A 23080-nucleotide genomic window follows, 5' to 3' on the forward strand; every position below is an offset into this window, starting at 1 on the left:
CCTCCGTTGGCGGGCGCTCACCAGCCTAGGACCTGCCGTCGGCGGCGAACCTGTGAGGTTGTCCTCAGTTGTCACCGCCGGGGGGTAGTCGCGATCTATCGCGTTTGGGTACGCTGCTGCCGTGGACCTTCAGAAGCACGCCCAGCAGCCGGACACGGCGCCGCGCGCCGCCGAGCTGCGCGCCTCCGACGCCGACCGGGACCGCGTCGCCGACCTCCTGCGCGAGGCCCTCGCGGAGGGCCGCCTCACGGCGGACGAGCACGCCGAGCGCGTCGAGGGAGTGCTGGCCGCCAAGACGGTCGGCGAGCTGGAGGTGTTCATCCAGGACCTGCCGATAGCCCACCAGCGGCGCGCGGCGCACGCCTCCGCGCCCAACCGCCCCACGGCCGGCGCGATCCCGGTGGACCCGGACGACAACGTGGTCGCGGTGTTCAGCGCCGCCGTCCGCAAGGGCCGCTGGCGGACCGGCCGCCGCATCCACGCGTACGCGGTCTTCGGCAGCGTCGAGATCGACCTCAGCGAGGCGCTGTTCGACCACCAGCAGGTGGTGATCAAGGCGTTCTCCGTCTTCGGCAGCGTCGACATCCGCGTCCCGGAGAACGTGTCGCTGCGCGGCATGGGAGGCGGCGTCCTCGGCACCTTCGAGGTGGACACCCTCGACGCGGCGGACGACGAGGCCCCGGTGGTCTACGTCGACGGCTGGGCGGTGCTGGGCTCGGTCGAGGCGCGGCCCAGGCGGGGGAGGCTCGTGGCGGACATCCTCGACAGGGTGCAGCGCAAGATGGACAAGAGCATGCGCAGACATCTGGGCCACTGACGGGCCGTCGGCCGCCCGGCTGTCCGGGACTCAGTGCATAGGCGCGCGTACATCGGGTAAGCCTTGCTGCATCGTGTCTCGCTTGCGAAGCCGTCGTCAGGAGTAGACCGTGCTGCAACCGCCGCATTCGTCCCTGCAGATAGCCGCCGTGCCGGCCCAGCGAGCGTCGGCGCGGGACAGGGACCAGGACGCCCCCTGGCACACCGAGGCGGTGTGCCGGCGCGACGAGGCGGGGCTGTTCTTCGCACCCTCGAAGGAACCCACCGCCGCCCGGCTCTCCCGCGAGGAGGCGGCCAAGCGCGTCTGCGCCCGCTGCCCGGTGATGGTCGAGTGCCGCGAGCACGCCCTGCTCCAGCCCGAGCCCTACGGCGTCTGGGGCGGCCTCACCGCCGCCGAGCGCCGCGTGGTCCTGGCCCGCCGCAGGCGCCGCGACATGGAACTGAAAAAACGCCCCAACCGCATAGCCGCAGCCGGCTGACCCACGCCCAGGGGTAACGCCGGGCAGAACAGCCCACCTGAGGGGCGCGGGGAACTGCGCACCCAGCCCCCACCCACCCGCACCCTCAGGCACCCCTCCGCACAGGGGTTACCTGGCAACACCGGGCCGGGCAGCCCACCTCAGGGGCGCGGGGAACTGCGCACCCAGCCCCCACCCACCCGCCCCCGAGCACCGCGCCGCAGGCCCTACTTGGCCCGATCGAAGTCGATCGCGCTGTACGCCCGCAGCTTCGAAAGCCGATGCTCGGAATCGATCCGCCGCACCGTCCCCGACTTGGACCGCATCACGATGGAGTCGGTCGTCGCCGTCTCCGACCGATACCGCACCCCCCGCAGCAGCTCACCATCGGTGATACCCGTCGCCACGAAGAACACGTTGTCCCCGGTGACCAGGTCCTCCGTGGTCAGCACCCGGCCCAGATCGTGCCCCGCGTCGACCGCCCGCTGCCGCTCCTCCTCGTCCTTGGGCCACAGCTTGCCCTGGATCGTGCCGCCCAGGCACTTCACCGCACAGGCCGAGATGATGCCCTCGGGAGTGCCGCCGACGCCGAGCAGCAGGTCGATGCCGGTGCCCTCGCGCAGCGCCAGGATCGAGCCGGCCACGTCACCGTCGGAGATCAGCTTGATGCGCGCCCCGGTCTCCCGGATCTCCTTGATGATGCCGTCGTGCCGCGGACGGTCGAGGATCACCACGGTGACGTCCTCCGGGGTGACCCGCTTGGCCTTGGCGACCCGCCGGATGTTCACGTTCACCGGCGCGTTGATGTCGACGAAGTCGGCGGCCTCGGGGCCGGTGACCAGCTTGTCCATGTAGAACACGGCCGACGGGTCGAACATCGAGCCGCGCTCGGCCGCGGCCAGCACCGCGATGGCGTTCGTCATGCCCTTGGCGGTCAGGGTGGTCCCGTCGATCGGGTCGACGGCGATGTCGCACTCGGCGCCGGTCCCGTCGCCCACGCGCTCCCCGTTGAAGAGCATCGGGGCCTCGTCCTTCTCGCCCTCCCCGATGACGACGACGCCGTTCATCGAGACGGTGGAGACGAGGGTGCGCATGGCGCGCACCGCCGCGCCGTCCGCGCCGTTCTTGTCGCCGCGTCCCACCCAGCGGCCGGCGGCCATCGCCGCGGCCTCGGTGACCCGTACGAGTTCCAGGGCCAGGTTGCGGTCGGGGGCCTCGGAGGGAACATCGAGCTCGGACGGCAGGTGATGGTGTTCGGTCATCGGAGCGCACCTTTCTGTACGACGACGGCCGGATGAGGGTGTGGGCACGACTCTATCGCCAGTACGACAGTATGAGCAGGGGACCCCACGGATGAGCGCACCGGGCACCTGCGACGATGGGGGCGTGGCAGGAACGAGCAGCATGCAGAAAACGGCCCGGGACATGATCCTGTCCCTGGCCCTCATCGTGCTCGCGGCGGGAGTGGTCTGGCTGTTCATCCCGCACGAGGACGGCGAACCCGACATCAAGCGGGTCGACTACCGGGTCGACCTGCTCACGGCCCGCCGGGCCGCCTCCTACCCCGTGGCCGCGCCCGAGGGGCTGTCCGAGGCGTGGAAGCCCACCTCCGTCCGCTACCGGGGGGCCGAGTCCGAGGCCTGGCACCTCGGCTTCCGCGCCCCCGACGGGGAGTACGTGGCGGTGGAGCAGTCCACGGGCAAGCGGACGGCGTTCATCGAGGACGCCACGCAGGGGGCCGCGAAGACGGAGAGCACCCAGCGGATCGACGGCGAGACCTGGACGCGCTACGAGGGCGACCACTACGACGCGCTGGTGCTGGAGGGCACCGAGGGCTCGACCACCGTGGTCACCGGCACCGCGTCGTTCGACCGGCTGACGAAGATGGCGGAGGCGCTGCGCACCGAGTGAGCGCGCACGACGAAGGGGCGGGGCCCCGGCGGATCACCGATCCGCCGGGGCCCCGCCCCTTGTGCCGTGCGCCGAATCCGGCTCAGACCGTGGTGACGACCTGCTCGAACTCCAGGCGCGGCCCGCGCGGGAACCAGGCGTCGGGGCCGGGGCGGCCGATGTTGACGACCATCAGCGGGGTGTGGTCGTCGTCCAGGAACTCCTTGCGGACGCCCTCGAAGTCGAGGCCGGTCATCGGTCCGGCGGCCAGGCCGGCGGCGCGGACGCCGATGATGAAGTACGCGGCCTGGAGCGCGGCGTTCAGCGCGGCGGAGCCCTCACGGACCGGGCGCTCGCCGAAGAAGGCGTCCTTGGCCTGCGGGAAGTGCGGGAAGAGCTGCGGCAGCTCCTCGTGGAACTCGTTGTCCGCGGACAGGATCGCGACCAGCGGGGCCGACGCCGTCTTGGGCTGGTTGCCCTCGGCCATCAGCGCGACGAGACGCTCACGGGCCTCGGGGGAGCGGACCAGCGTGACGCGCAGCGGCGACTGGTTCATGGACGTGGGGCCGTACTTGACCAGGTCGTAGATCGCCCGCACCTGCTCGTCGGTCACCGGTTCGTCGGTGAACGCGTTCGCGGTGCGCGCCTCGCGGAACAGCAGGTCCTGGGCGGCGGGGTCGAGGACGAGAGACATGCGTGAACCTTCTCGGGGTACGTCGGTCCGGCATCCGTGTACGGACCACGGATTGCTTGGCGGAGTCGACCGTACGCCGATAAAGTTCAACGCTCAACTAAATGTGGACCGTGGTGATCCATTTCACGGATCGCCGCACCCCGGCCGGACCGGTCAGCCCTCCTCCGCGGCCTCCGCCCCCGCCTCCCGCGCGAGCGCCGCGTCCAGCCGGGCCCGCGCACCCTCCAGCCAGCGCCGGCACACCCCGGCCAGCTCCTCGCCGCGCTCCCACAGCGCGAGGGACTCCTCCAGCGTCGTACCGCCCGCCTCCAGCCGCCGTACGACCTCGATCAGCTCGTCCCGCGCCTGCTCGTACCCGAGCGCCTCGGCCGTGGCCGCCGTCTGCTCCGTCTTGCCGGTCATTCCGCCCACCCTACGTATCGACTCGAACGTTGAACTCGCCCTCGGACACCCGCGCCCGCAGCGCCTGGCCCGCCTCCACCTCGCCCGGGGCGCGCACCGCGTGCCCGTCCGCGCGCTGCAGCACCGCGTACCCCCGCTTCAGCGTCGCGGCGGGGGAGAGGGCCACCACGCGCGCATGCGTGTGCGTCAGCTCGGAGTCCGCCCGGTCCAGCTGGTGGCGCAGGGTGCGCCGGGCCCGCTCCAGCAGCGCCGTGACCTCCTCGGCCCGGGCGTCGATCATCCGGTGCGGATCCTGGATCGAGGGCCGGGCCAGCGCCTGGGCCAGGCCCCGCTCCTCCCGGTCCAGCAGCGCCCGGACACAGCGCCGTGCCCGGTCGCGCAGCATTCGCACCCGCTCCGCCTCCTCACCCACGTCCGGCACCACCTTCTTGGCGGCGTCGGTCGGCGTGGAGGCGCGCAGATCGGCGACATGGTCGAGGAGCGGATTGTCCGGCTCGTGCCCGATCGCGGAGACGACCGGAGTACGGCACGCCGCCACCGCCCGCACCAGCTGCTCGTCGGAGAACGGCAGCAGGTCCTCCACGCTGCCGCCGCCCCGCGCGACGATGATCACGTCCACCTCGTCGGCCGCGTCCAGCTCCTTCACGGCCTGGACCACCTGCGGCACCGCGTGCACCCCCTGGACCGGCACGTTGCGCACCTCGAAGCGCACGGCCGGCCAGCGGTGCCGGGCGTTCTCCAGCACGTCCCGCTCGGCCGCCGAGGCCCGCCCGCACACCAGCCCGATCAGCTGCGGCAGGAACGGCAGCGGCTTCTTCCGCTCCGCCGCGAACAGCCCCTCCCGCGCGAGGGACTTCTTCAGCTGCTCCAGGCGCGCCAGCAGCTCCCCGACCCCGACCGGCTTGATCTCGGTGGCACGCAGCGACAGCTGCCCGCGCGGCGCGTACCACTCCGGCTTGCAGTGCACCACCACCCGCGCGCCCTCGCTCACCACGTCCGCGACGGCGTCGAACACCTGCCGGTAGCAGGTCACGCCCACGGAGATGTCGTGCGAGGGGTCCCGCAGCGTCAGGAACACCACCCCGGCGCCCGGCCGCCGCGACAGCTGGGTGATCTGCCCCTCCACCCACACCGCGCCCAGCCGGTCGATCCATCCCCCGATGAGCCGTGACACCTCCCCGACCGGGATGGGAGCTTCCGCAGACGTGTTGACAGCCATGCCGCGAGGGTAGTGCGCCCCACCGACAACGCACCGTGACCGCGCCCCCCTGTGCGGCCTTACGATGGGACGCATGACCGCTTCGCCTGGCCGCCGTGTCCTGCTCGCCGCCCCCCGTGGCTACTGCGCGGGTGTGGACCGCGCCGTGATCGCCGTCGAGAAGGCCCTGGAGCAGTACGGGGCCCCCGTCTACGTCCGGCACGAGATCGTGCACAACAAATACGTCGTGCAGACCCTGGAGAAGAAGGGTGCGATCTTCGTCGAGCAGACGGACGAGGTCCCCCCGGGCAACATCGTCATGTTCTCCGCGCACGGCGTCGCCCCCGTGGTCCACGAGGAGGCCGAGCGCGGCCGGCTCGCCACCATCGACGCCACCTGCCCGCTGGTCACCAAGGTCCACAAGGAAGCCGTCCGCTTCGCGAACGACGACTACGACATCCTCCTGATCGGCCACGAGGGCCACGAGGAGGTCATCGGCACCTCCGGCGAGGCCCCCGACCACATCCAGCTCGTCGACGGGCCGGCCGACGTCGCGAAGGTCGAGGTCCGCGACCCGTCCAGGGTCGTCTGGCTCTCCCAGACCACGCTGAGCGTGGACGAGACCATGGAGACCGTCGACGCCCTCAAGGAGAAGTTCCCCCAGCTGATCTCCCCGCCCAGCGACGACATCTGCTACGCCACGCAGAACCGCCAGCTCGCGGTCAAGCAGATGGGCGCCGAGGCGGATCTGGTGATCGTGGTCGGCTCCCGCAACTCCTCCAACTCCAAGCGGCTGGTGGAGGTCGCCAAGCTGGCCGGTGCCCGCGCGGCGTATCTGGTGGACTTCGCCGACGAGATCGACGAGGCCTGGCTGGAGGGCGTGACCACGGTCGGCGTCACCTCGGGCGCCTCGGTGCCGGAGATCCTCGTCGAGCAGGTCCTGGAGTGGCTGTCGGGGCGCGGCTTCGAGGACGTCGAGATCGTCAAGGCGGCCGAGGAGTCGATCATCTTCTCGCTGCCCAAGGAGCTCCGCCGCGACCTGCGCGAGGAGGCCGCGGCCCTGGCGGCCGAGCGCGGCGGCTCGGGTGCGGACTCGGCTCCGTGACCGTCGGTCGTACGTCGTAACGTAGGGCCATGCAGATCTTCGGCGTGGACATCGGCGGTTCCGGGATCAAGGGTGCCCCGGTCGACCTGGACAAGGGGGACCTGGCGCAGGAGCGCTGCAAGGTCCTCACCCCGCACCCGTCGACTCCGGACGCGGTGGCCGACGGCGTCAAGGAGGTCGTCGACCACTTCGGCTGGACCGGGCCGGTCGGGGTCACCTTCCCGGGCGTCGTCACCGGCGGCACCATGATCCGCACGGCGGCCAACGTCGACAAGGGCTGGATCGACACCGACGCGCGGGTGCTGCTCGGCGACCGTCTGGGCGGTCTGCCGGTGACGGTGGTCAACGACGCGGACGCGGCCGGCGTCGCCGAGATGCACTTCGGCGCCGGCCGCCACCACCGGGGCACGGTGATCCTGCTGACCTTCGGCACCGGCATCGGCAGCGCCCTGTTCGTGGACGGCGTCCTCGTCCCCAACACCGAGCTGGGCCATCTCGAGCTGCACGGGCACGAGGCGGAGAAGCGGGCCTCCAGCAAGGCCAAGGAGGACCACGCCCTGTCCTGGGAGGACTGGGCGCACCGGGTGCAGAAGTACCTGGCCCACCTGGAGATGCTGTTCTCCCCGGAGCTGTTCGTCATCGGCGGCGGCGTCAGCCGCAAGTCCCACAAGTTCCTGGACCGCATCGAGGGCATCAAGGCGGAGATCGTCCCCGCCCAGCTGCAGAACAACGCGGGCATCGTGGGCGCGGCCATGCGGGCGGCGACGGGCTCCTAGGGCCTGAGAGCGTCAGGCGCCGGGGCGGTTCCGTGCGACGCGGCGGTTGACCGCGCGCACCCGGCGCACCCTGCGGGCGATCACCAGCACACCCGCGACCAGCGTCCCGCCGTAGAGCCACCCGGCCTGGGTGGCGAGGCCCGTCACCATCCCCATCAGCCGGTCGAGGGTGCCCCCGCCGCCCTCGTCGGCGACCGGGACCAGTCCCACGGCGAAGGCGATCGGCACGACGACGGGCGCGATGAGCAGGTCGCCCTCGCGCACCCACAGCGCGGTCAGCACGCACACCGGCAGGAAGAGCACGCCGTACACGGTCGGGGACGCCCCGAACAGCGCCTCGGTCACCAGTCCGAGCAGCAGCATCACCAGTCCGCAGAACAGGCCGGACCCCAGTCCGGTCAGCCGCGGGTTGGGCAGCCGCCGGGCCGCGGGCGGGGGAGCGGGCCCCCGCTGCGGCAGCCGGGCGGGCCGGGAGGCCCGCACGACCCCGCCCCCCGCCGCCCGTGCCGCCTGCGGCGGCAGCGGCGGACGGGCGGGCTTGGCCGGCCTGTCGCGTCGCGTTCCGTACCGTCCGTACTGCGTGGGTCGCGTCCTGGGTTGCTCCACCGGACCAACTTAGGTCGTTTTATGTGTCGAACAGCCCGTCAGACACGCCGGGGGGCCGAAGCCCGTCCGGACGTTCGATACGTCGCCGGGGCGCGGGCGGGCACGCCGTAGACTGGTGGATCGGCCCACGGAGCCCAGTCGGCCGGTCCTCGTCCCCCATCCTCACGTACGGGAAGTCGCAACGTGTCGCTCACGATCGGAATCGTCGGTCTGCCGAATGTCGGCAAGTCGACCCTGTTCAACGCCCTGACCAAGAACGACGTGCTGGCGGCCAACTACCCGTTCGCCACGATCGAGCCGAACGTCGGCGTGGTCGGCGTCCCCGACCCCCGCCTCACCAAGCTGGCGGAGATCTTCACCTCCCAGCGGGTCCTCCCGGCCACGGTCGACTTCGTCGACATCGCGGGCATCGTCCGGGGCGCCTCGGAGGGCGAGGGCCTGGGCAACAAGTTCCTCGCCAACATCCGCGAGTCCGACGCGATCTGCCAGGTCATCCGCGCCTTCAAGGACGAGAACGTCGTGCACGTCGACGGCAAGGTCTCGCCGAAGGACGACATCGAGACGATCAACACCGAGCTGATCCTCGCCGACCTCCAGACCATCGAGAAGGTCCTGCCGCGCCTGCAGAAGGAGTCGCGGATCAAGAAGGACATCGCGCCGAAGGTCAAGGCCGTCGAGGAGGCCAAGGAGATCCTGGAGAAGGGCGACACGCTCTTCGCCCACGGCATCGTCCAGGGCACCGAGCGCAACGAGCTCCTGCACGACCTGCACCTCCTCACGACGAAGCCCTTCCTCTACGTCTTCAACGTCGACGAGGACGAGCTGACCGACGAGGACTTCAAGAACGAGCAGCGCGCCCTGGTCGCCCCCGCCGAGGCGATCTTCCTCAACGCCAAGCTGGAGGCGGACCTCGCCGAGCTGGACGAGGACGAGGCCCTCGAGCTCCTCCAGTCCGTCGGCCAGGACGAGCCCGGCCTCGCCACCCTCGCCCACGTCGGCTTCCGCACCCTCGGCCTGCAGACCTACCTGACGGCAGGCCCGAAGGAATCCCGCGCCTGGACCATCAAGAAGGGCGCCACCGCCCCCGAGGCCGCCGGTGTCATCCACACCGACTTCCAGAAGGGCTTCATCAAGGCGGAGGTCATCTCCTTCGCCGACCTGGTCGAAACCGGCTCGGTCGCCGAGGCCCGCGCCAAGGGCAAGGCCCGCATGGAGGGCAAGGACTACGTCATGCAGGACGGCGACGTGGTGGAGTTCCGCTTCAACGTCTGAGCGCACGCCGCCCCCAGAGGCCCGACTCCCCGGAGTCGGGCCTCTGACTCTTTCTCGGGCGACAGCCACCGGAGGTAGTGCACTAACGTGCATGTTACTAACATTGACGTTAGTAACATGCGTGGAGGTCGACAGGCGTGGTGGATTTCGTGGGCCGCCGGCAGGAGCTGGCGACGTTGCGGCGAGAGCTGCAGAAGGTGGCGGCGGGGGTCGGCGGGGAGCGGCCCGGCCGGTGCGTGATGCTGCGTGGGCGACGCCGGGTGGGCAAGTCCCGGCTGGTCGAGCGGTTCGCCGAGAGCTCCGGAGCCCCGTTCCTGTTCTACGCGGCCACCGGCGCGTCCCCTGGGGACGATCTGGCACGGCTGGCCCGGGACGCCCAGGCCTCGACGCTGCCGCTGGCGGGCCTCGTGGCCGCCGCGCGGCCGGAGAACTGGGACGCCGCGTTCGACGTACTGGCTGCGGCACTGCCTGCCGACCGGGCGAGCGTGCTGGTCATCGACGAGGTGCCGTATCTGATGGATGCCGGTGGCGCCTTCGAGGGGATGCTGCAGCGGGCCTGGGACCGGGCCCTGGAGACCAAGCCGGTGCTGCTCGTCCTCATCGGCTCCGATCTGCCGATGATGGAGGCTCTGAACAGCTACGGCCGGCCCTTCCACCAGCGCGGCCGGGAGATGGTGCTGGGGCCGCTGAACCCCGCCGAGGTGGGCCGGATGCTCGGGCTGGAGCCCGCGGAGGCCTTCGACGCCGCGCTGGTCACCGGCGGGCTGCCGCTGATCTGCGCGGAGTGGCCGAGAGGCGCCGGGCTGTGGGACTTCCTCGGCGAGGCGCTGAGCGACCCGGTGTCGGCCCTGCTGGTGTCGGCCGAGCGCTCGCTGGCCGCGGAGTTCCCGCCGCAGGCACAGGCGCGTACGGTGCTGGCGGCCATCGGCAGTGGTGAGCGGACCTTCACCAACATCGCCCGTGCGGCGGGCGGGATCGGGGCCACACCGCTGCAGCGAGCGCTGGAGCTGCTCACGGACAAGCGGATCGTCGCCGCGGAGCTGCCCGTGTCGCTCCGTCCGTCGAAGGACCGCCGCTACCGGGTGACAGACCCCTACCTGCGGTTCTGGCTGCACCTGCTCGGTCCGTCCATGGACGAGATCGAGCGGGGGCGGGGCGATCTGACCCTGGCGCGGATCCGGGAGAACTGGACCAGCTGGCGCGGCCGGGCGATCGAAGCGATCGTCCGCGAGGCGCTCGCCCGGATACTGCCCGACGACCGGCTCCCCGCGGCCCCCGCGGTGGGCGGCTACTGGACCCGCACCAACGACGTCGAGATCGACATCGTCGGGGCGGACCGTGCTCCCGTCGCCAAGGAGCTGATCTTCGTCGGCTCCGTCAAGTGGCTGGAGCGGTCCCCCTTCGACCGGCACGACCTGGCGGCCCTGCACCGGCATCGAGCGGCCCTCACCGACGCCCCCGTTCCCGTCGTGGCGGTCTCCCGCGCCGGAGTCGACTGTCCGGGGCTCGACGCCGCCTACGGTCCCGGCGATCTGCTGACCGCCTGGCCGCTGTGAGGTGAGCGGGGTGTCGCATGGTCGGGCGTCCTCAGGGCAATCGATTGACACGTCTCACGTCAGGAGTCTTGTCATGATGGTCGTCGGAATCGTCGTCGTGTGTGTCGTGCTCGCCGTGCTCGCGTTTCTCGCGCCGCGCCTGTCCCACCACCCGCAGCGCGGGACCCAGCGCACGCTCGGGGCCGGGTCACGGGCCGGCGGGAAGGCCCCCGGCATCCTCGGCCGGCTGTTCAGCAAGCCGTTCCGCAGCAGCTCCAAGGCCGTCGGCCGCAGCGGGTCGGCCGGTCGGCGGGCCCGCGGCCGGCTGCCTTTCTGACCGGTGCGGTGACGCCTCCCCGGCTGGCGCCCCCGAATCGGACGTAAGCCTTCCGGATGCGCAAATCGCCCTGCGAAGAGGTGTGTTGACACTCCTCTGGGGCATTCGGGTCGGCAGTCGTCGAGGAGAGTGGGGGTTCACATGGGTTCCAGGGGGACGAAGGCCGGCGCGATCGTGGTTTCCGCGGTGATGGGGAGCCTGGCCCTGTCCGGTTGCGGCGGGGACGACACGTCGAAGGACACAGGCGGCGGCGACGGTGCCCGGGAGAAGGGAACGGCGCAGGTGCGGGCGGCCTACGACAGGACCGCCGAGGCCGAGTCGGCGCGGATGACGGTCAGGACCGAGGTCTCCGCGAAGGGTGAGGCGATCACCTCCGACGGCAAGGGCGTCGTCGACCTGGCCGGCGGCGACAGCGTCATGACCGTCACCGCGCAGGACCAGCGCATCGAGCAGCGCGTGGTCGACCAGGTGCTGTACCAGAAGGCCCCCGGCCAGGAGGGTCCGGGCGGCAAGCCCTGGATCGGGATCGACCTGAAGAAGGCCGCCGAGCAGCAGGGCATGGGCGACCAGCAGTTCGGCGACCCGGCCCGGACCGCCGCCTACGCCAAGGCGATCACCGACAAGGACGTCACCGAGGTCGGGTCCGAGAAGATCGACGGCGTCGGTACGACCCACTACCGCGTCTCGGTGGACGTCGCCGAGCTGCCGGGCGGCGACCGGATGCGCGAGCAGATCGGCCCGACGCTTCCGATGGAGATCTGGCTGGACGGCGAGGGGCGGCTGCGCCGTCAGCAGTTCGAGATGACGGTCAAGGCGCCTGCCTCCGCCTCCGCGAAGCCCGACGAGGGCGCGGCGCCGCAGCAACTGAAGATGAGCACCGTGCTGGAGTTCTCGGACTTCGGCGCCGAGGTGAACGCCGAGGCCCCGCCGGCCGGCCAGGTGGCCGACATGACCGACACGGCCCTGCGGAGCGGCGGACAGCGGGGCTGAGCCCCCGCGATCCCTTGTCAATTGACAATAATGACCTCAGGGCAACAAAGTAGCGATGTCGTACCGGACGGGAAGGAAGGGAGCCCGGTGGCGCGGCCTCGCGTTCAGGCGGTGCGGTCGGTTCGGTCGCCTGACCGCACGCCTTTGTCGTGCATCTGGAGCGCCGCCGCGTCGCAGAACGCCTCCAGCCCTTCCAGGAGCGCCGCCCGTTTCGCGGCGGGCATGTGCGTCAGCACCGCCTGCAGCTCCAGCTCCCGGCGGGCCCGCAGGTCGTCGAGGAACGCGCGGCCCCGCTTGCTCAGGTGCAGCCGGACCTCCCGGCGGTCGGTCTGGCTGACCACGCGCTCGACGAGGCCGACGGCGACGAGGCGGTCGCAGAGCCGGCTGGTGGACGGAGGCGTGGACGCGAGGGCGGTGCTGAGTGTCCGCAGGTTGATACCGTCCTGGTGCTCCAGGGTGAGCAGCACCCGCATCTGTGACGCTGACGCAGGGGCGGTCGAGGCGCGGCCCCACAGGACTTCCAGCAACTCTCCCGCCGTCGCGGTCACACGGGCGACCTCGACGGGCTCAGGGCGGGGGCGGAAAGCAGCCACTGTCACACTCTCGCAGGCACTGGGACAGCGGCCAGCGTACTAGTCATTCGCAGCGGCTACACATGATTCGGACGGCCTGGCGCGGCCGGTGGGTGGCGTCAGCGCCCGGACGACGCCGCGAACATCCTCCGAAGGATCGGTGTTATTGCCATCGTGAACAGATTCGTGATCGCTGAACGGGCTCTGCGCACCGCGGCGCCCCATGAGCTGCTCGACGCCACCAGACGGGTGCTGGCCGAGCTGTATGCGGCGGAACGCGCGGACCTGTACCTGGCCGACTACGGCCTGACGGTGCTCCAGCCCGTGTCGGTGCTCCCGCACACCATGGAGCCGGTGTCCGTGCACAACAGCGTGGTGGGCCGTGCCTTCGGCGCCCAGGAGCCGGTGGTCGAGCCCGCCGGCGACCGGGTGGTGCGCGTGCACCTCCCGGTCAGTGTGCGCGGGGACCGGATGGGAGTGCTGTCGGTGACCCTGCCCGACGACGACGGCGCCGAGGGCGTCCTGGCCGAGCTCGCGGAGATCGCGCAGGTGCTCGGCCACGAGGTGATCGTCGCCGAGCGCGACACCGACGTCTATCTGCAGGCGCGCCGCAAGGACCGCCTCACCCTGGCCGCCGAGATGCAGTGGCAGCTGCTGCCCGCGCGCGCCTGCGCCCGCCCCGAGTACGAGCTGGGCGCCCAGCTGGAACCGGCGTACGCGATCTTCGGCGACAACTTCGACTGGTCCGTCACGGCGGACCGTCTGATGCTGTACGTCACCAATGGCATGGGGGAGGGCATCGAGGCCTCCCTGCTGACGAACCTCGCCATCAACGCCCTGCGCAACGCACGGCGGGCCGGCATCGCCCTCGCCGACCAGGCCGCCCTCGCCGACCAGGCCGTCTACGCCCACTACCGGGGCCGCTGCTACCTGTCGGTGCTGATGTTCGACTTCGACCTGGAGACGGGGCGGGTCGCGGTCGTGGACGCCGGTTCCCCGCAGATGCTGCGGCTGCGCGACGGCTCGGTCGAGCGCGTCACGTTCGAGGCGCAGCTTCCGCTGGGCATGTTCGAGGAGACCGACTACGTCACACAGGAGTTCCACGTCGAGCCCGGCGACCGGCTCGTCTTCGTCAGCGACGGGGTGCACGCGGTCGCCGACCCCAAGGGGGAGGCGTACGGCGACACCGCTCTCGCCCGGGCCATCCAGTCCACCCGGCTGCTGCCGGCCGCCGAGGTCCCGCGGGCCATCCTCCGTGAGCTGACCGGACACCGCGGCGGCTCGGTCGCCGCGGACGACGCCCTCGTCGTCTGCCTCGACTGGCACGGGCGCTGACCCGTCGCAGGGCGCCGGTCACCGGTCCCTCGGTGATGTGCCGATCCCGTGTTATTCGCTCCCCGTTGTCGACGTTAATGTTTGTCATGAGGCAATAATTGCTTCATGGGTGTGGCCGGTCGGCGGTCCCGCGGGAAGGAGACGATGAGGGTGTCGGAGCAAGAGGCGGTCGAGTCGACGGCGCGCGGGCTGGGTGTCTTCCTGGAGCGCCGCCGCGAGCAGATCGCTCAGCGCTGGGCCGACGCCCCGCTCTTCCGCTCGGTGTTCACCGTGTCCCGTGACGAGGCGGTGGAGGCGTGCAAGGCCGTCGTGGACGCGCTGTGCGAGGTGGCCTCGACCGGGAGGCTGGAGGACATAGCGGCGCCCGGCTTCGACCGGGTGCGCGAGCAGCTCGGGCGCATGTCCGGTTCCCGTACCCGCACCGGAGCCGGCCCCGCGCAGATCGCGGACGAGTTCGCGGCCCTGCGGACGCCCGTCGCCGAGCTGCTGCGGGCGGAGTCCGCCGGCACGTCCGTCGCCGAGGAGACCGAGAGCCTGCTGGCGCTGACGGCCCTGATGGGGACGCTGCGCCTGGTGGTGATGCAGACGGCCCTCAGCTCCGGGGAGGAGCTCATCGCGCGGCAGCGACAGCAGCTGCTGGAGGTGGCCACCCCGGTCATCAGCCTGTGGGACGGCGTCGTCGCCGTACCGCTGATCGGCACGCTGGACAGCGCCCGCAGCCAGATCGTCATGGAGTCGCTGCTGGAGAGCATCGTCGCCCGGCGCGCCCGCTACGCCATCCTGGACATCACCGGTGTCCCCACGGTCGACTCCCTCGTCGCCCAGCACCTGATGAAGACGGTCGCCGCCGCGCGGCTGATGGGGGCCGAGTGCGTCATCTCCGGCATCCGACCGGCCATCGCCCAGACCATCGTGCACCTCGGCATCGACCTGGGCACGGTCCTCACCCGCGCCTCGCTGGCGGACGCCCTCGCCTACGCCCTCTCCCAGCAGGGCATCGAGGTCTCCCCGCACGCGGAAGTCCGGTGACCCCGCCCTCCCCGGGCCCGGCGGCCGCGGTGCCGGTCCTGGCACTGGGGGACACCCTGCTGGTCACCCTGCACGGGGAGTTGCACGACGGGACGGCCGAGCTGCTCCAGCAGGACCTCGCCGAGCGCATCGCCCGCAGCGGGGCGGTCGGCGTGGTCATCGACATCTCCGGAGTGGACATGGTCGACTCCTTCCTGGGGCGGGTCCTCGCGGAGACCGCCGCGAACGCCCGGGTGCTGGCGGCCCGCACCGTCGTGGTCGGCATGCGGCCCGCCGTGGCGATCACCCTGGTCGAGCTGGGCCTCACCCTGCCGGGGCTGACCACCGCACTCGACGTGGAGCTCGGGCTGGAGCTGCTCACCCGGGCCCGCCCGGCCGCTCCGGGCAGACGTGAGAGGGGGACGTGATGCCGGATCCCGCTCCCTCGCGGGCGACAAGCCTGCCGGTCGGCTCGGACGCGGACCTGGCGCGGGTGCGCCGGCAGATCCGCCAGGCCGCCGCCGGGCTCGGCTTCGGCCTGGTGCAGCAGACCAAGCTGGTCACCGCGGCCAGCGAACTGGCCCGTAACACGCTGGTGCACGGTGGCGGCGGCCATGTGGAGATCACTCCGCTCACCCTGGGGGAGCCTCGCGGGCTGCGGCTGTCCTTCGTCGACCACGGTCCCGGAATCAGCGACATCGAGCTGGCCATGACCGACGGCTACACCAGCGGCGGCGGCCTGGGTCTCGGGCTCAGCGGCTCCCGGCGCCTCGTGGACGAGTTCGCGCTCGACACGGAGCCCGGCACCGGTACGACCGTCACCGTCACCTCCTGGACCACCGCCATACCCGCGGCCCGGCCGGGCGCCCGATGACGCGCGTCCGAAACACCCCGGCGAACGTCTCCCCCCACACCCGAAACCCCTTCCCGACGGCCCCCGCCCACCCCAACCCGCACCGCACGCCGGTCGCCGCCGCCGAGCCGGTGACCGGGCGGTCCAGCGGTGACGGAGCCACCGGCGGCCGTCCCGGTGGGAGCCGTGCCGTCCCTGCCGGAGCGGTGTCGTGAGGGGGCCCGAGGTCCGGGTGATCTCCACGGTCCGCGACGCCGCGCGGGCCCGCGGCTTCGCCGCGCGGCTCACGGCGGCCCTGGGTGTGCCCGAGGTCGAGCGGGCACGCTTCCTCACCGCACTCACCGAGCGGCTGCGCCGGTGCCTCGGCCCGGCCGGCGGCCACGGCGCGGAACTCACGCTCACCCTCGGAGAGTCCGGCCCGGACACGGCGGGGTGGATACAGGCGGCCGTGCGGCCCCTCCCGCCGGATCCGGACGCGCAGACGTCGCCGTGGCGGCTCGCCGTCTCCTGCCCCGGCCCCGTGCCGCGGAGCCTGGACCTCCCGGAGGACCGGACCGACGCCGCGTCCGCCGAGGCCGTCCTCGCCGCCGACGAGGGGACGGCCGCCGTCCTGCGGAGGCTGGACGAGGTGGAGGAACTGCTGCGGCTCCACCGCGAGGAACTGCACCAGACCAACCAGGGCGTGCTGGCCCTGCACGCCGAACTGGACGCCGCCGCCCTCCTCCAGCGGAATCTGCTCGACGCCGAACGGGCCGCCCGCGGTGAGGCGGAGAAGGCCCGCCGTCTGCTGACCTTCCTCGCCGACGCCAGCGCGGTCGTGACGGCGTCCCTCGACCACGAGGACATCCTGCGCCGCGTCTCCGAACTGCTGGTTCCGCACTACGCCGCCGAGGTCGACGTGTGGCTCTTCGACGAGGCGGGGGCGGCCCGCGGCGGGGCCCGCTCCGCCGCGGCGGTCAGGGCCGCCCGCACCGGCCGTCCCCAGCACGCCGGACACCACCCCGGCGGCCTGCCCGGAACGGGAGACCTCCCGCCCTCCGCGCTCTTCCCCGACCGGTCCCTGCTGTGCATCCCCCTCACGGTGCGCCGGACCCTGGGCGTGCTCACCCTCACGGCGCCCGACGGCGCCTTCGACGCGGACACCGGCGTCATGCTGGTCGAACTGGCCCGCCGCGTGGCCATCGCCCTGGAACACGCCCTCCGCTACGAGCAGCACCGGGACACCGCCGAGACGCTCCAGCGCGCCCAGCTCACCGACCTCCCCGCCGCCGCCGGCCTGCGCCTGGCCGCCCGCTACCTCCCCGCCACCCGCGGGCTCAACATCGGCGGCGACTGGTACGACGCCTTCGTCCAGCCCGACGGCAGTCTGCTGGCGGTCATCGGGGACGTCACCGGACACGGGCTGCCCGCCGCCGTGCTCATGGGCCAGTTGCGCACCGCGCTCCGCGCCTACGCCGTCGGCGGGGCAGGACCCGCGGAGATCCTCACCCGCCTGCACCGCATGCTGCGCCACCAGCAGCCCCACCTGTACGCCACCGCGATGATCGCTCGCTTCCGGCCCGGTGAACCCCGTGCGGTGTGGTCCTCCGCGGGCCACCCGCCGGCCGTCGTCCGCGCCCCTGGAGGAGCCGTACGCGTCCTGGACGGCAGACCGGGGGTCATGCTGGGCGTCCCGGTGCCGTTCACGTACCGGGAGCACACGGCCGCCGTGGAGGCGGGCTCGACCCTGGTTCTCTACACCGACGGCCTGGTGGAGCGGCGCACCCGGGGAATCGACGCGGGCATCGAGCTGCTGGGCCGGGCCCTGGCCGCCCTGGACGAGTCCGCGCTGGACGATCTGGACCTGTGCGCCGAGTCGCTGGTCGGGCCGCTGGTGCCCGCGTCCGAGCGGGACGACGACGTCTGTCTCCTGCTGTGCCGCACCACCCCGTCGGCGGTGCCACCCCCGCTCGTGCGCGGCCGGGACGGCGTCCCGCGCCCGGCGGGGCCCCTTTCCCCCCGCGCCTTCGGCGGACGGTCCGCCCCGCGATAACGTGGAGGTCGTATGGGGAGAGGGCGGATGCCGTGAATGTTTCCGAACAGCTGTCATCCGTGGAGAGCCGGCTGCGGGCGGTGCCACCCCATGCCCTGCCCGCCACCGCAGGGGCGCTGCTGTCCGAGGGGTTCGGCGCCCGGGAGGTCACCCTCCTCCTGGCCGACTACGGTCTCACGGTACTGCAGCCGGTCACCCTCCTGCCGCACACCGGGGAACCGGTCTCCGCGCACGACGGTCCGGCCGGCACCGCCTTCACCTCCCAGAAGCCGGTGGTCGAGATCATCGCGGACCCGGCCACCGAGCTGGTCCACCTGCCCATCACGGTCCGGGGCGACCGGCTGGGCGTCCTCTCCGTCCGCCTCCCCGCCGGGTCCTCCGACACCGCCACCGTGCTCAGGCTCGGTGAGTTCGCCACGGCGCTCGGGCACGAGGTGGCCACCGCGGGCCGCGACACCGACCTCTACCTGCAGGCCCGCCGCACCCGCCGCCTGACCCTCGCGGCGGAGATGCAGTGGCAGCTCCTGCCGGGACGCGGCTGCGCTCGCGACGAGTACACCATCGGCGCCCATCTGGAACCCGCCTACGCGATCGGCGGCGACAACTTCGACTGGTCGACCGAGGCGGACCACCTCACCGTCACCGTCACCGACGGCATGGGCCAGGGCATCGACGCCTCCCTGCTCACCGGCCTCACCGTCAGCGCCCTGCGCAACGCCCGCCGCGCCGGCATCGGGCTCGCCGACCAGGCCGCGCTGGCGGACCAGGCGGTCTACGCCCAGCACGGCGGCAAGGTCTACGCCTCGACGCTGCTGCTCCGCTTCGACCTGGACACCGGCGCCGTGCGGGCCGTCGACGCGGGCTCCCCCCAGCTCTACCGGCTGCGCGGCACCGCGATCGAACGGATCGAGCTGACGGCGCAGTTCCCGCTGGGGATGTTCGAGGAGACCCCGTACGAGGAGCAGACCTTCCGGGTGGAGCCCGGGGACCGTCTGGTCGCCATCAGCTCGGGCGTGCACGGCACCAGCTCGGCGGCCGGCGACCTCTTCGGGGAACACGGGCTGCGCCAGATCCTGGGCGCGACCCGCCGGACCCCGCCGCACGAGACGGCCCGCGCGGTGGTCGCCGGGCTGATCGAGCACACCGGCAGCAAGGACCTGGCCACCGACGCCGCGGTCCTCTGCCTGGACTGGGCCGGCCGGGGCGCCGGGACGGCGGAGGGCACAGCCGGGGCCGTGTGATTCCCCCCGGTCACCGGGCGTCCGGGGAGCGCGGCGCACCGCCCCGGGCGGCGAGGAACGCCCGCATGCCGCGGCGGAGCGCCGACCGTTCCGCCGGCTCCATCCCCCTGAGCACGTCCGCGAGGGCCTGCGCCCGCCGGGCCGCCACGTCGTCCAGCACGCGGTGTCCCTGCGCGGTCAGGCCCAGCCGCACCTCCCGGCGCTTCTCCGGGTGCAGCGAACGCTCCAGCATCCCCGCCGCCTCCAGGCGGTCGCAGAGGCGGCTGGCGGTGGGGAGGCCTATGCCCAGCCGTTCGGCCAGCGACGTGAGATTGAGTTCCGAGGCCGTCTTCAGCACCAGCAGCGCCCGCAGCTGGTGCACGGACATGCGCAGGGCCGCCTGTTGCGCGGCCACCGACCACAGGTTCGTGAGACTCTCCACAGCATCGGCGATCTCCAGAGCGATACCGTGCGGGTCATCGCCCGATCCCTCACTGCGGTCATCACCGGGGCCGTCGAGACGGGTCACCAGAACATCGCTTTCAGTGCGTTTCGGACACTGCGGGGATAATCCTCATTCAATCGCTCTACCCGAAGACCTGCGGAGCAAGCAGGCTCCTGGGCCGGACGGGGCGATCGGGACGTCGCGGGGGTGCCGCGACGCTCAGACGAGTTCGGGGCGCGGTTCCGGGGCCTGCGGTTCCGGGTGCGGCGCCGGTGCGGTCGTCGCCTCCCACAGCGCGGTGGTCCGGACGTAGGCGTACACCACCGACGCCGTCACCAGGACGAGCAGCGGGCCGGACAGCCACGGGCGCGCGGCCAGCTCGGCCGGCAGCAGGCGGTACGACGTCAGGAGCGCGGCGAAGACCGTCGTGCCGTAGGCGATCAGCAGGGTGCCCGACCGGTTCCGGCCGCGGGTGAGGGAGCGCATCGCCGCCTCGACGGTGAGCGCGAACACCACGCCGGCCAGCAGGTCCACGCCGTAGTGGTAGCCGAAGCCCAGCGTCGCCGAGAGGGTGGCGACCAGCCAGAACGTGCCGGCGTACCGCATCGCCCGTGAGCCCTTGCGGGTGTGGACGAAGAGGGTGGTGGCCCAGGCCGTGTGCAGGCTGGGCATGCAGTTGCGCGGGGTGATCTCGTCGAACGGCATCGGGTGCGGGACGCCGATGGACGGCAGCGTGTCCGGCCACAGGTGGCCGGCCGCCCACTGCCCGCCGTCGGCGCCGTAGGCGTAGACCGGTCCGACGACCGGGAAGATCATGTAGAAGGCGGGTCCCAGCAGGCCGATGACCAGGAACGTGCGCACCAGGTGATGGGACGGGAACCGGCGCTCCACCCCGACCCGGCGCAGCTGGTACAGCCCGACGAGCGCCGCCGCCAGCGGGAGCTGGCCGTAGACCACGTGGAGCACGAAGGGGCCGATCGGCTCGGTGGCCGCGAGGAGCCGTCCGGCCAGCCACGAGGGGTCGCCCAGCGCCTGGTCGGCGAGCGCCACGTACGGGTCGAGCACCGACGGGCGGGTCTTCGACGTGATGAGCAGCCAGGTGTCGCCGGTCTTGTGCCCGGCCACCAGCAGCAGGCCCAGCCCGGTGCCCTTGAGCAGCAGCAGGCGTTCCGCCCCGGTGCGGCGCAGGACCGCGACGACCGCGATGCCCAGGACCACCCACAGCGCGCCGTTGCCGAAGTTCATCTCGGCGCCGACGGCCCACCGCACCAGCCAGAAGACGACGTCGAGGCCGATCGCGGCGCCCGCCGCGACGAGCCGCTGCCGCCAGGTCAGCACCACCGTCGACAGCGCGAGACCGGCGTACAGCAGCGGTCCCGAGTCGGGGGCGAAGATCACCTCGCGCGCCTGGTTGGTGAGGGGTCCCGGAAGGCCGTAACCGCGTGCGGCGCATTCCAGCGCGACGAGGAATCCGAGGGTCGCGACGGCGGCCGCGGTCCACAGCATCGCCCGGGGCCTGTGGGTGCGCGCCGGTATTCGGCTTGGTGTGGTCGTCAATGGTCTGGTCTATGCGCTCGATTGCGGACGAACGGGTCTTGTGCCGGGTCGACTCGTATGGATTTACGGTGAAGAACAGGTGATCGAGTAGATCACCACAAGTTCGCACATGCTAGCGGTTCCCCGAGGGTTTCCCGAGGGGCCCCGGCGCGTTCGCGCGAGGGCCCTCTTGTGTAAATCCTGTGGAGCGCTCAATCTTTCGACTGACGCCCGGATTTGACCGTTCAGGGATTGACATGATCCTGACAGCGGTCGACTCCCACACGCACCACCGACCCAGGAGGAACCCTCACATGGCAGTGATGCGTCACCCCCGTCGAAGACTGGCCGCACTCGGCGCCGCCACCACCGCGGCCCTCGTGACGAGCCTCGTCTCCGCCCTCCCCGCCGGCGCGGCTCCGCCGGCCCCCGAAGGCCACGTGCAGTACGCGGGCGCCGCGAACGCCGTCGCCGGCAGCTACATCGTGACCCTGAAGGCGGACGGGGCCCGTTCCGGCTCCGCCGAGGGCCGTGCGCTGGCGAAGAAGTACGGCGCCGACATCGAGCGCACCTACACCAAGGCCCTCAACGGCTACGAGGTCGACGCCTCCGAGGCCGAGGCGAAACGTCTCGCCGCCGACCCGGCCGTCGCCTCCGTGGTGCAGAACCGCACCCTCCACATCACCGGCACCCAGCCGAACCCGCCCTCCTGGGGCCTGGACCGGATCGACCAGAAGAACCTCCCGCTGAACAGCTCCTACACGTACCCGGATTCGGCGGGCCAGGGCGTTACCGCGTACGTCATCGACACCGGCGTCCGCATCACCCACAGCGACTTCGGTGGCCGTGCCTCCTACGGCTACGACGCCATCGACAACGACAACACCGCCCAGGACGGCCACGGCCACGGCACGCACGTCGCCGGCACGGTCGCGGGCGGCTCCTACGGCGTCGCCAAGAAGGCGAAGATCGTCGGCGTCCGGGTGCTGAACAACTCCGGCTCCGGCACCACCGCCCAGGTGGTCGCCGGCATCGACTGGGTCGCGCGGAACGCGGTCAAGCCGGCCGTCGCCAACATGTCCCTCGGCGGGGGCGCGGACAGCGCCCTCGACACGGCCGTCCGCAACGCCGTCGCCTCGGGCGTCACCTTCGTCGTCGCGGCCGGCAACGAGTCCACCGACGCCTCCACCAAGTCCCCGGCCCGGGTGACCGAGGCGATCACCGTCGGCGCCACCACGTCCGGCGACGCCCGGGCGAGCTACTCCAACTACGGCTCCGTGCTGGACCTCTTCGCGCCGGGCTCCTCCATCACCTCCTCGTGGAACACCGGCGACACGGCCACCAACACCATCTCCGGCACGTCCATGGCGAGCCCGCACGTCGCCGGCGCGGCCGCCCTGCACCTGGCCGACAACCCCTCGGCCACCCCCGCCCAGGTCTCCTCCGCGCTGACGTCCGCCGCCACCACCGGCGTCGTCGGCAGCCCGGGCAGCGGATCGCCCAACCGCCTGCTGTACGTCGGCGACGGAGGCACCACCCCGCCTCCGACCGGTGACCGCTTCGAGAACACCGCCGACTACACCATCGCCGACAACAGCACCGTCGAGTCCCCGGTGACCGTCTCCGGCGTCTCCGGCAACGCGCCCTCGAACCTGGCCGTCGAGGTCGACATCACCCACACCTACATCGGTGACCTGCGGGTCCAGCTGGTCGCCCCCGACGGCACGGTGTACACGCTGAAGGCGTACGGCACCGGCGGCAGCGCGGACGACATCCGCACCACCTACACCGTGGACGCCTCCTCCGAGACGGCCAACGGCACCTGGAAGCTGCGCGTCAGCGACAACGCGTGGTGGGACAGCGGGCGGCTGAACGGCTGGGCGCTGCAGTTCTAGCCCCCGCGCCGCCCGGAGCGGAGCCCCCGCCCCGGACAGTGCCAACCGGGACCACTGTCCGGCGGGGGCTCCGTCGGTGTCACCTGATGAGACAGCGCCCGAACC

The 23080-nt window shown here is 72.1% G+C and carries 24 protein-coding genes; 16 read left to right on the forward strand and 8 right to left on the reverse strand.

All coding sequences use genetic code 11. The annotated features are described in order from the left end of the window. The first annotated feature begins 121 nt into the window (after positions 1–121). Positions 122–817 (forward strand): DUF1707 SHOCT-like domain-containing protein, encoded by a 696-nt coding sequence (locus CNQ36_RS23035; RefSeq protein ID WP_121547388.1) that lies wholly within the window; start codon positions 122–124, stop codon positions 815–817. Positions 818–926: 109 nt separating this feature from the next. After that, positions 927–1295: a WhiB family transcriptional regulator gene (locus CNQ36_RS23040; protein ID WP_004926306.1), complete on the forward strand. Its 369-nt coding sequence runs from the start codon at positions 927–929 to the stop codon at positions 1293–1295. Positions 1296–1501: 206 nt separating this feature from the next. On the opposite strand, the gene glpX is transcribed toward CNQ36_RS23040, so the two are convergent. Next, positions 1502–2536, reverse strand: a complete 1035-nt coding sequence (gene glpX, locus CNQ36_RS23045; protein WP_004926304.1) for a class II fructose-bisphosphatase — start codon at positions 2534–2536, stop codon at positions 1502–1504. Positions 2537–2678: 142 nt separating this feature from the next. On the opposite strand from glpX, the gene CNQ36_RS23050 reads away from it, so the two are divergent. Continuing rightward, positions 2679–3185, forward strand: a complete 507-nt coding sequence (locus CNQ36_RS23050) for a DUF4245 domain-containing protein (protein WP_121547389.1) — start codon at positions 2679–2681, stop codon at positions 3183–3185. A gap of 82 nt (positions 3186–3267) precedes the next feature. Here the strand turns inward: CNQ36_RS23050 and CNQ36_RS23055 are convergent, their stop codons facing one another. The 3 genes from CNQ36_RS23055 to xseA form a co-directional block, all read right to left on the reverse strand. Continuing rightward, positions 3268–3858, reverse strand: a complete 591-nt coding sequence (locus CNQ36_RS23055; protein ID WP_004926300.1) for a malonic semialdehyde reductase — start codon at positions 3856–3858, stop codon at positions 3268–3270. Between the two features lie 153 nt (positions 3859–4011). Next, a complete protein-coding gene (locus tag CNQ36_RS23060) occupies positions 4012–4260 on the reverse strand; it encodes an exodeoxyribonuclease VII small subunit (protein WP_040906217.1) in 249 nt (82 codons plus the stop codon). Positions 4261–4270: 10 nt separating this feature from the next. Further along, positions 4271–5479 carry an exodeoxyribonuclease VII large subunit gene (gene xseA / locus CNQ36_RS23065; protein ID WP_121547390.1) on the reverse strand — a complete coding sequence of 403 codons (1209 nt, stop codon included), beginning with the start codon at positions 5477–5479 and terminating at the stop codon, positions 4271–4273. A 64-nt stretch (positions 5480–5543) separates the two neighbouring features. Here xseA and CNQ36_RS23070 point away from each other — a divergent pair, with 64 nt between their 5' ends. Together CNQ36_RS23070 and ppgK are read left to right on the forward strand one after the other, a co-directional pair. Continuing rightward, entirely contained in the window at positions 5544–6563 is a 1020-nt protein-coding gene (locus CNQ36_RS23070; protein WP_004926296.1) for a 4-hydroxy-3-methylbut-2-enyl diphosphate reductase, read from the forward strand. A gap of 29 nt (positions 6564–6592) precedes the next feature. Beyond that, entirely contained in the window at positions 6593–7339 is a 747-nt protein-coding gene (ppgK, locus tag CNQ36_RS23075) for a polyphosphate--glucose phosphotransferase (RefSeq protein WP_121547391.1), read from the forward strand. Positions 7340–7351: 12 nt separating this feature from the next. On the opposite strand, the gene CNQ36_RS23080 is transcribed toward ppgK, so the two are convergent. Continuing rightward, positions 7352–7945, reverse strand: coding sequence for a DUF6542 domain-containing protein (locus CNQ36_RS23080; protein ID WP_206278490.1), 594 nt, complete (start codon positions 7943–7945; stop codon positions 7352–7354). A 183-nt stretch (positions 7946–8128) separates the two neighbouring features. On the opposite strand from CNQ36_RS23080, the gene ychF reads away from it, so the two are divergent. From ychF to CNQ36_RS23100, 4 genes are all read left to right on the forward strand, one after another. Further along, positions 8129–9217, forward strand: a complete 1089-nt coding sequence (gene ychF, locus CNQ36_RS23085) for a redox-regulated ATPase YchF (RefSeq protein ID WP_004926289.1) — start codon at positions 8129–8131, stop codon at positions 9215–9217. Between the two features lie 137 nt (positions 9218–9354). Beyond that, positions 9355–10773: an ATP-binding protein gene (locus CNQ36_RS23090; RefSeq protein WP_121547392.1), complete on the forward strand. Its 1419-nt coding sequence runs from the start codon at positions 9355–9357 to the stop codon at positions 10771–10773. 73 nt (positions 10774–10846) lie between these two features. Beyond that, positions 10847–11089, forward strand: coding sequence for a DUF6411 family protein (locus CNQ36_RS23095; RefSeq protein WP_040906214.1), 243 nt, complete (start codon positions 10847–10849; stop codon positions 11087–11089). 141 nt (positions 11090–11230) lie between these two features. Continuing rightward, complete coding sequence (locus CNQ36_RS23100) at positions 11231–12079, forward strand: SCO4651 family lipoprotein (protein ID WP_163013349.1); 849 nt, start codon at positions 11231–11233, stop codon at positions 12077–12079. A 104-nt stretch (positions 12080–12183) separates the two neighbouring features. Here the strand turns inward: CNQ36_RS23100 and CNQ36_RS23105 are convergent, their stop codons facing one another. Next, a complete protein-coding gene (locus CNQ36_RS23105) occupies positions 12184–12678 on the reverse strand; it encodes a MarR family winged helix-turn-helix transcriptional regulator (protein ID WP_186363120.1) in 495 nt (164 codons plus the stop codon). Positions 12679–12837: 159 nt separating this feature from the next. Here CNQ36_RS23105 and CNQ36_RS23110 point away from each other — a divergent pair, with 159 nt between their 5' ends. From CNQ36_RS23110 to CNQ36_RS23135, 6 genes are all read left to right on the forward strand, one after another. Beyond that, the gene (locus CNQ36_RS23110; RefSeq protein ID WP_084828338.1) at positions 12838–13986 is read left to right on the forward strand and encodes a PP2C family protein-serine/threonine phosphatase; all 1149 of its coding nucleotides are present in this window, start codon (positions 12838–12840) and stop codon (positions 13984–13986) included. Between the two features lie 144 nt (positions 13987–14130). Then, positions 14131–15015 (forward strand): STAS domain-containing protein, encoded by an 885-nt coding sequence (locus CNQ36_RS23115; protein WP_121547395.1) that lies wholly within the window; start codon positions 14131–14133, stop codon positions 15013–15015. Next, entirely contained in the window at positions 15012–15422 is a 411-nt protein-coding gene (locus tag CNQ36_RS23120; RefSeq protein WP_121547396.1) for an STAS domain-containing protein, read from the forward strand. The genes CNQ36_RS23115 and CNQ36_RS23120 overlap by 4 nt, the downstream gene beginning before the upstream one ends. After that, positions 15422–15868: an ATP-binding protein gene (locus CNQ36_RS23125; RefSeq protein ID WP_121547397.1), complete on the forward strand. Its 447-nt coding sequence runs from the start codon at positions 15422–15424 to the stop codon at positions 15866–15868. Before CNQ36_RS23120 ends, CNQ36_RS23125 begins: the two co-directional genes overlap by 1 nt. A 190-nt stretch (positions 15869–16058) precedes the next feature. Then, entirely contained in the window at positions 16059–17879 is a 1821-nt protein-coding gene (locus tag CNQ36_RS23130) for a PP2C family protein-serine/threonine phosphatase (protein ID WP_121547398.1), read from the forward strand. A 32-nt stretch (positions 17880–17911) separates the two neighbouring features. Next, positions 17912–19120, forward strand: coding sequence for a PP2C family protein-serine/threonine phosphatase (locus CNQ36_RS23135; protein ID WP_228313049.1), 1209 nt, complete (start codon positions 17912–17914; stop codon positions 19118–19120). A 10-nt stretch (positions 19121–19130) separates the two neighbouring features. Here the strand turns inward: CNQ36_RS23135 and CNQ36_RS23140 are convergent, their stop codons facing one another. After that, positions 19131–19628 (reverse strand): MarR family winged helix-turn-helix transcriptional regulator, encoded by a 498-nt coding sequence (locus tag CNQ36_RS23140; RefSeq protein WP_121547399.1) that lies wholly within the window; start codon positions 19626–19628, stop codon positions 19131–19133. Between the two features lie 135 nt (positions 19629–19763). After that, positions 19764–21050, reverse strand: a complete 1287-nt coding sequence (locus CNQ36_RS23145; protein WP_121547400.1) for a phosphatase PAP2 family protein — start codon at positions 21048–21050, stop codon at positions 19764–19766. Positions 21051–21394: 344 nt separating this feature from the next. Between CNQ36_RS23145 and CNQ36_RS23150 the strand changes: the two genes are divergently transcribed. Next, complete coding sequence (locus CNQ36_RS23150; RefSeq protein ID WP_121547401.1) at positions 21395–22975, forward strand: S8 family peptidase; 1581 nt, start codon at positions 21395–21397, stop codon at positions 22973–22975. The last annotated feature ends 105 nt before the right edge of the window (positions 22976–23080 follow it).

Origin of the sequence: Streptomyces fungicidicus, assembly GCF_003665435.1 — a bacterium.
GTDB lineage: Bacteria > Actinomycetota > Actinomycetes > Streptomycetales > Streptomycetaceae > Streptomyces > Streptomyces fungicidicus.

Bases quoted from the DNA above. Each gene is read 5' to 3' on its own strand.
- glpX (WP_004926304.1), bottom strand. From the start codon at position 2,536: ATGACCGAACACCATCACCTGCCGTCCGAGCTCGATGTTCCCTCCGAG.
- CNQ36_RS23050 (WP_121547389.1), top strand. From the start codon at position 2,679: ATGCAGAAAACGGCCCGGGACATGATCCTGTCCCTGGCCCTCATCGTG.
- CNQ36_RS23055 (WP_004926300.1), bottom strand. From the start codon at position 3,858: ATGTCTCTCGTCCTCGACCCCGCCGCCCAGGACCTGCTGTTCCGCGAG.
- CNQ36_RS23060 (WP_040906217.1), bottom strand. From the start codon at position 4,260: ATGACCGGCAAGACGGAGCAGACGGCGGCCACGGCCGAGGCGCTCGGG.
- xseA (WP_121547390.1), bottom strand. From the start codon at position 5,479: ATGGCTGTCAACACGTCTGCGGAAGCTCCCATCCCGGTCGGGGAGGTG.
- CNQ36_RS23070 (WP_004926296.1), top strand. From the start codon at position 5,544: ATGGGACGCATGACCGCTTCGCCTGGCCGCCGTGTCCTGCTCGCCGCC.
- ppgK (WP_121547391.1), top strand. From the start codon at position 6,593: ATGCAGATCTTCGGCGTGGACATCGGCGGTTCCGGGATCAAGGGTGCC.
- CNQ36_RS23095 (WP_040906214.1), top strand. From the start codon at position 10,847: ATGATGGTCGTCGGAATCGTCGTCGTGTGTGTCGTGCTCGCCGTGCTC.
- CNQ36_RS23100 (WP_163013349.1), top strand. From the start codon at position 11,231: ATGGGTTCCAGGGGGACGAAGGCCGGCGCGATCGTGGTTTCCGCGGTG.
- CNQ36_RS23115 (WP_121547395.1), top strand. From the start codon at position 14,131: ATGAGGGTGTCGGAGCAAGAGGCGGTCGAGTCGACGGCGCGCGGGCTG.
- CNQ36_RS23125 (WP_121547397.1), top strand. From the start codon at position 15,422: ATGCCGGATCCCGCTCCCTCGCGGGCGACAAGCCTGCCGGTCGGCTCG.
- CNQ36_RS23145 (WP_121547400.1), bottom strand. From the start codon at position 21,050: ATGCTGTGGACCGCGGCCGCCGTCGCGACCCTCGGATTCCTCGTCGCG.
- CNQ36_RS23150 (WP_121547401.1), top strand. From the start codon at position 21,395: ATGGCAGTGATGCGTCACCCCCGTCGAAGACTGGCCGCACTCGGCGCC.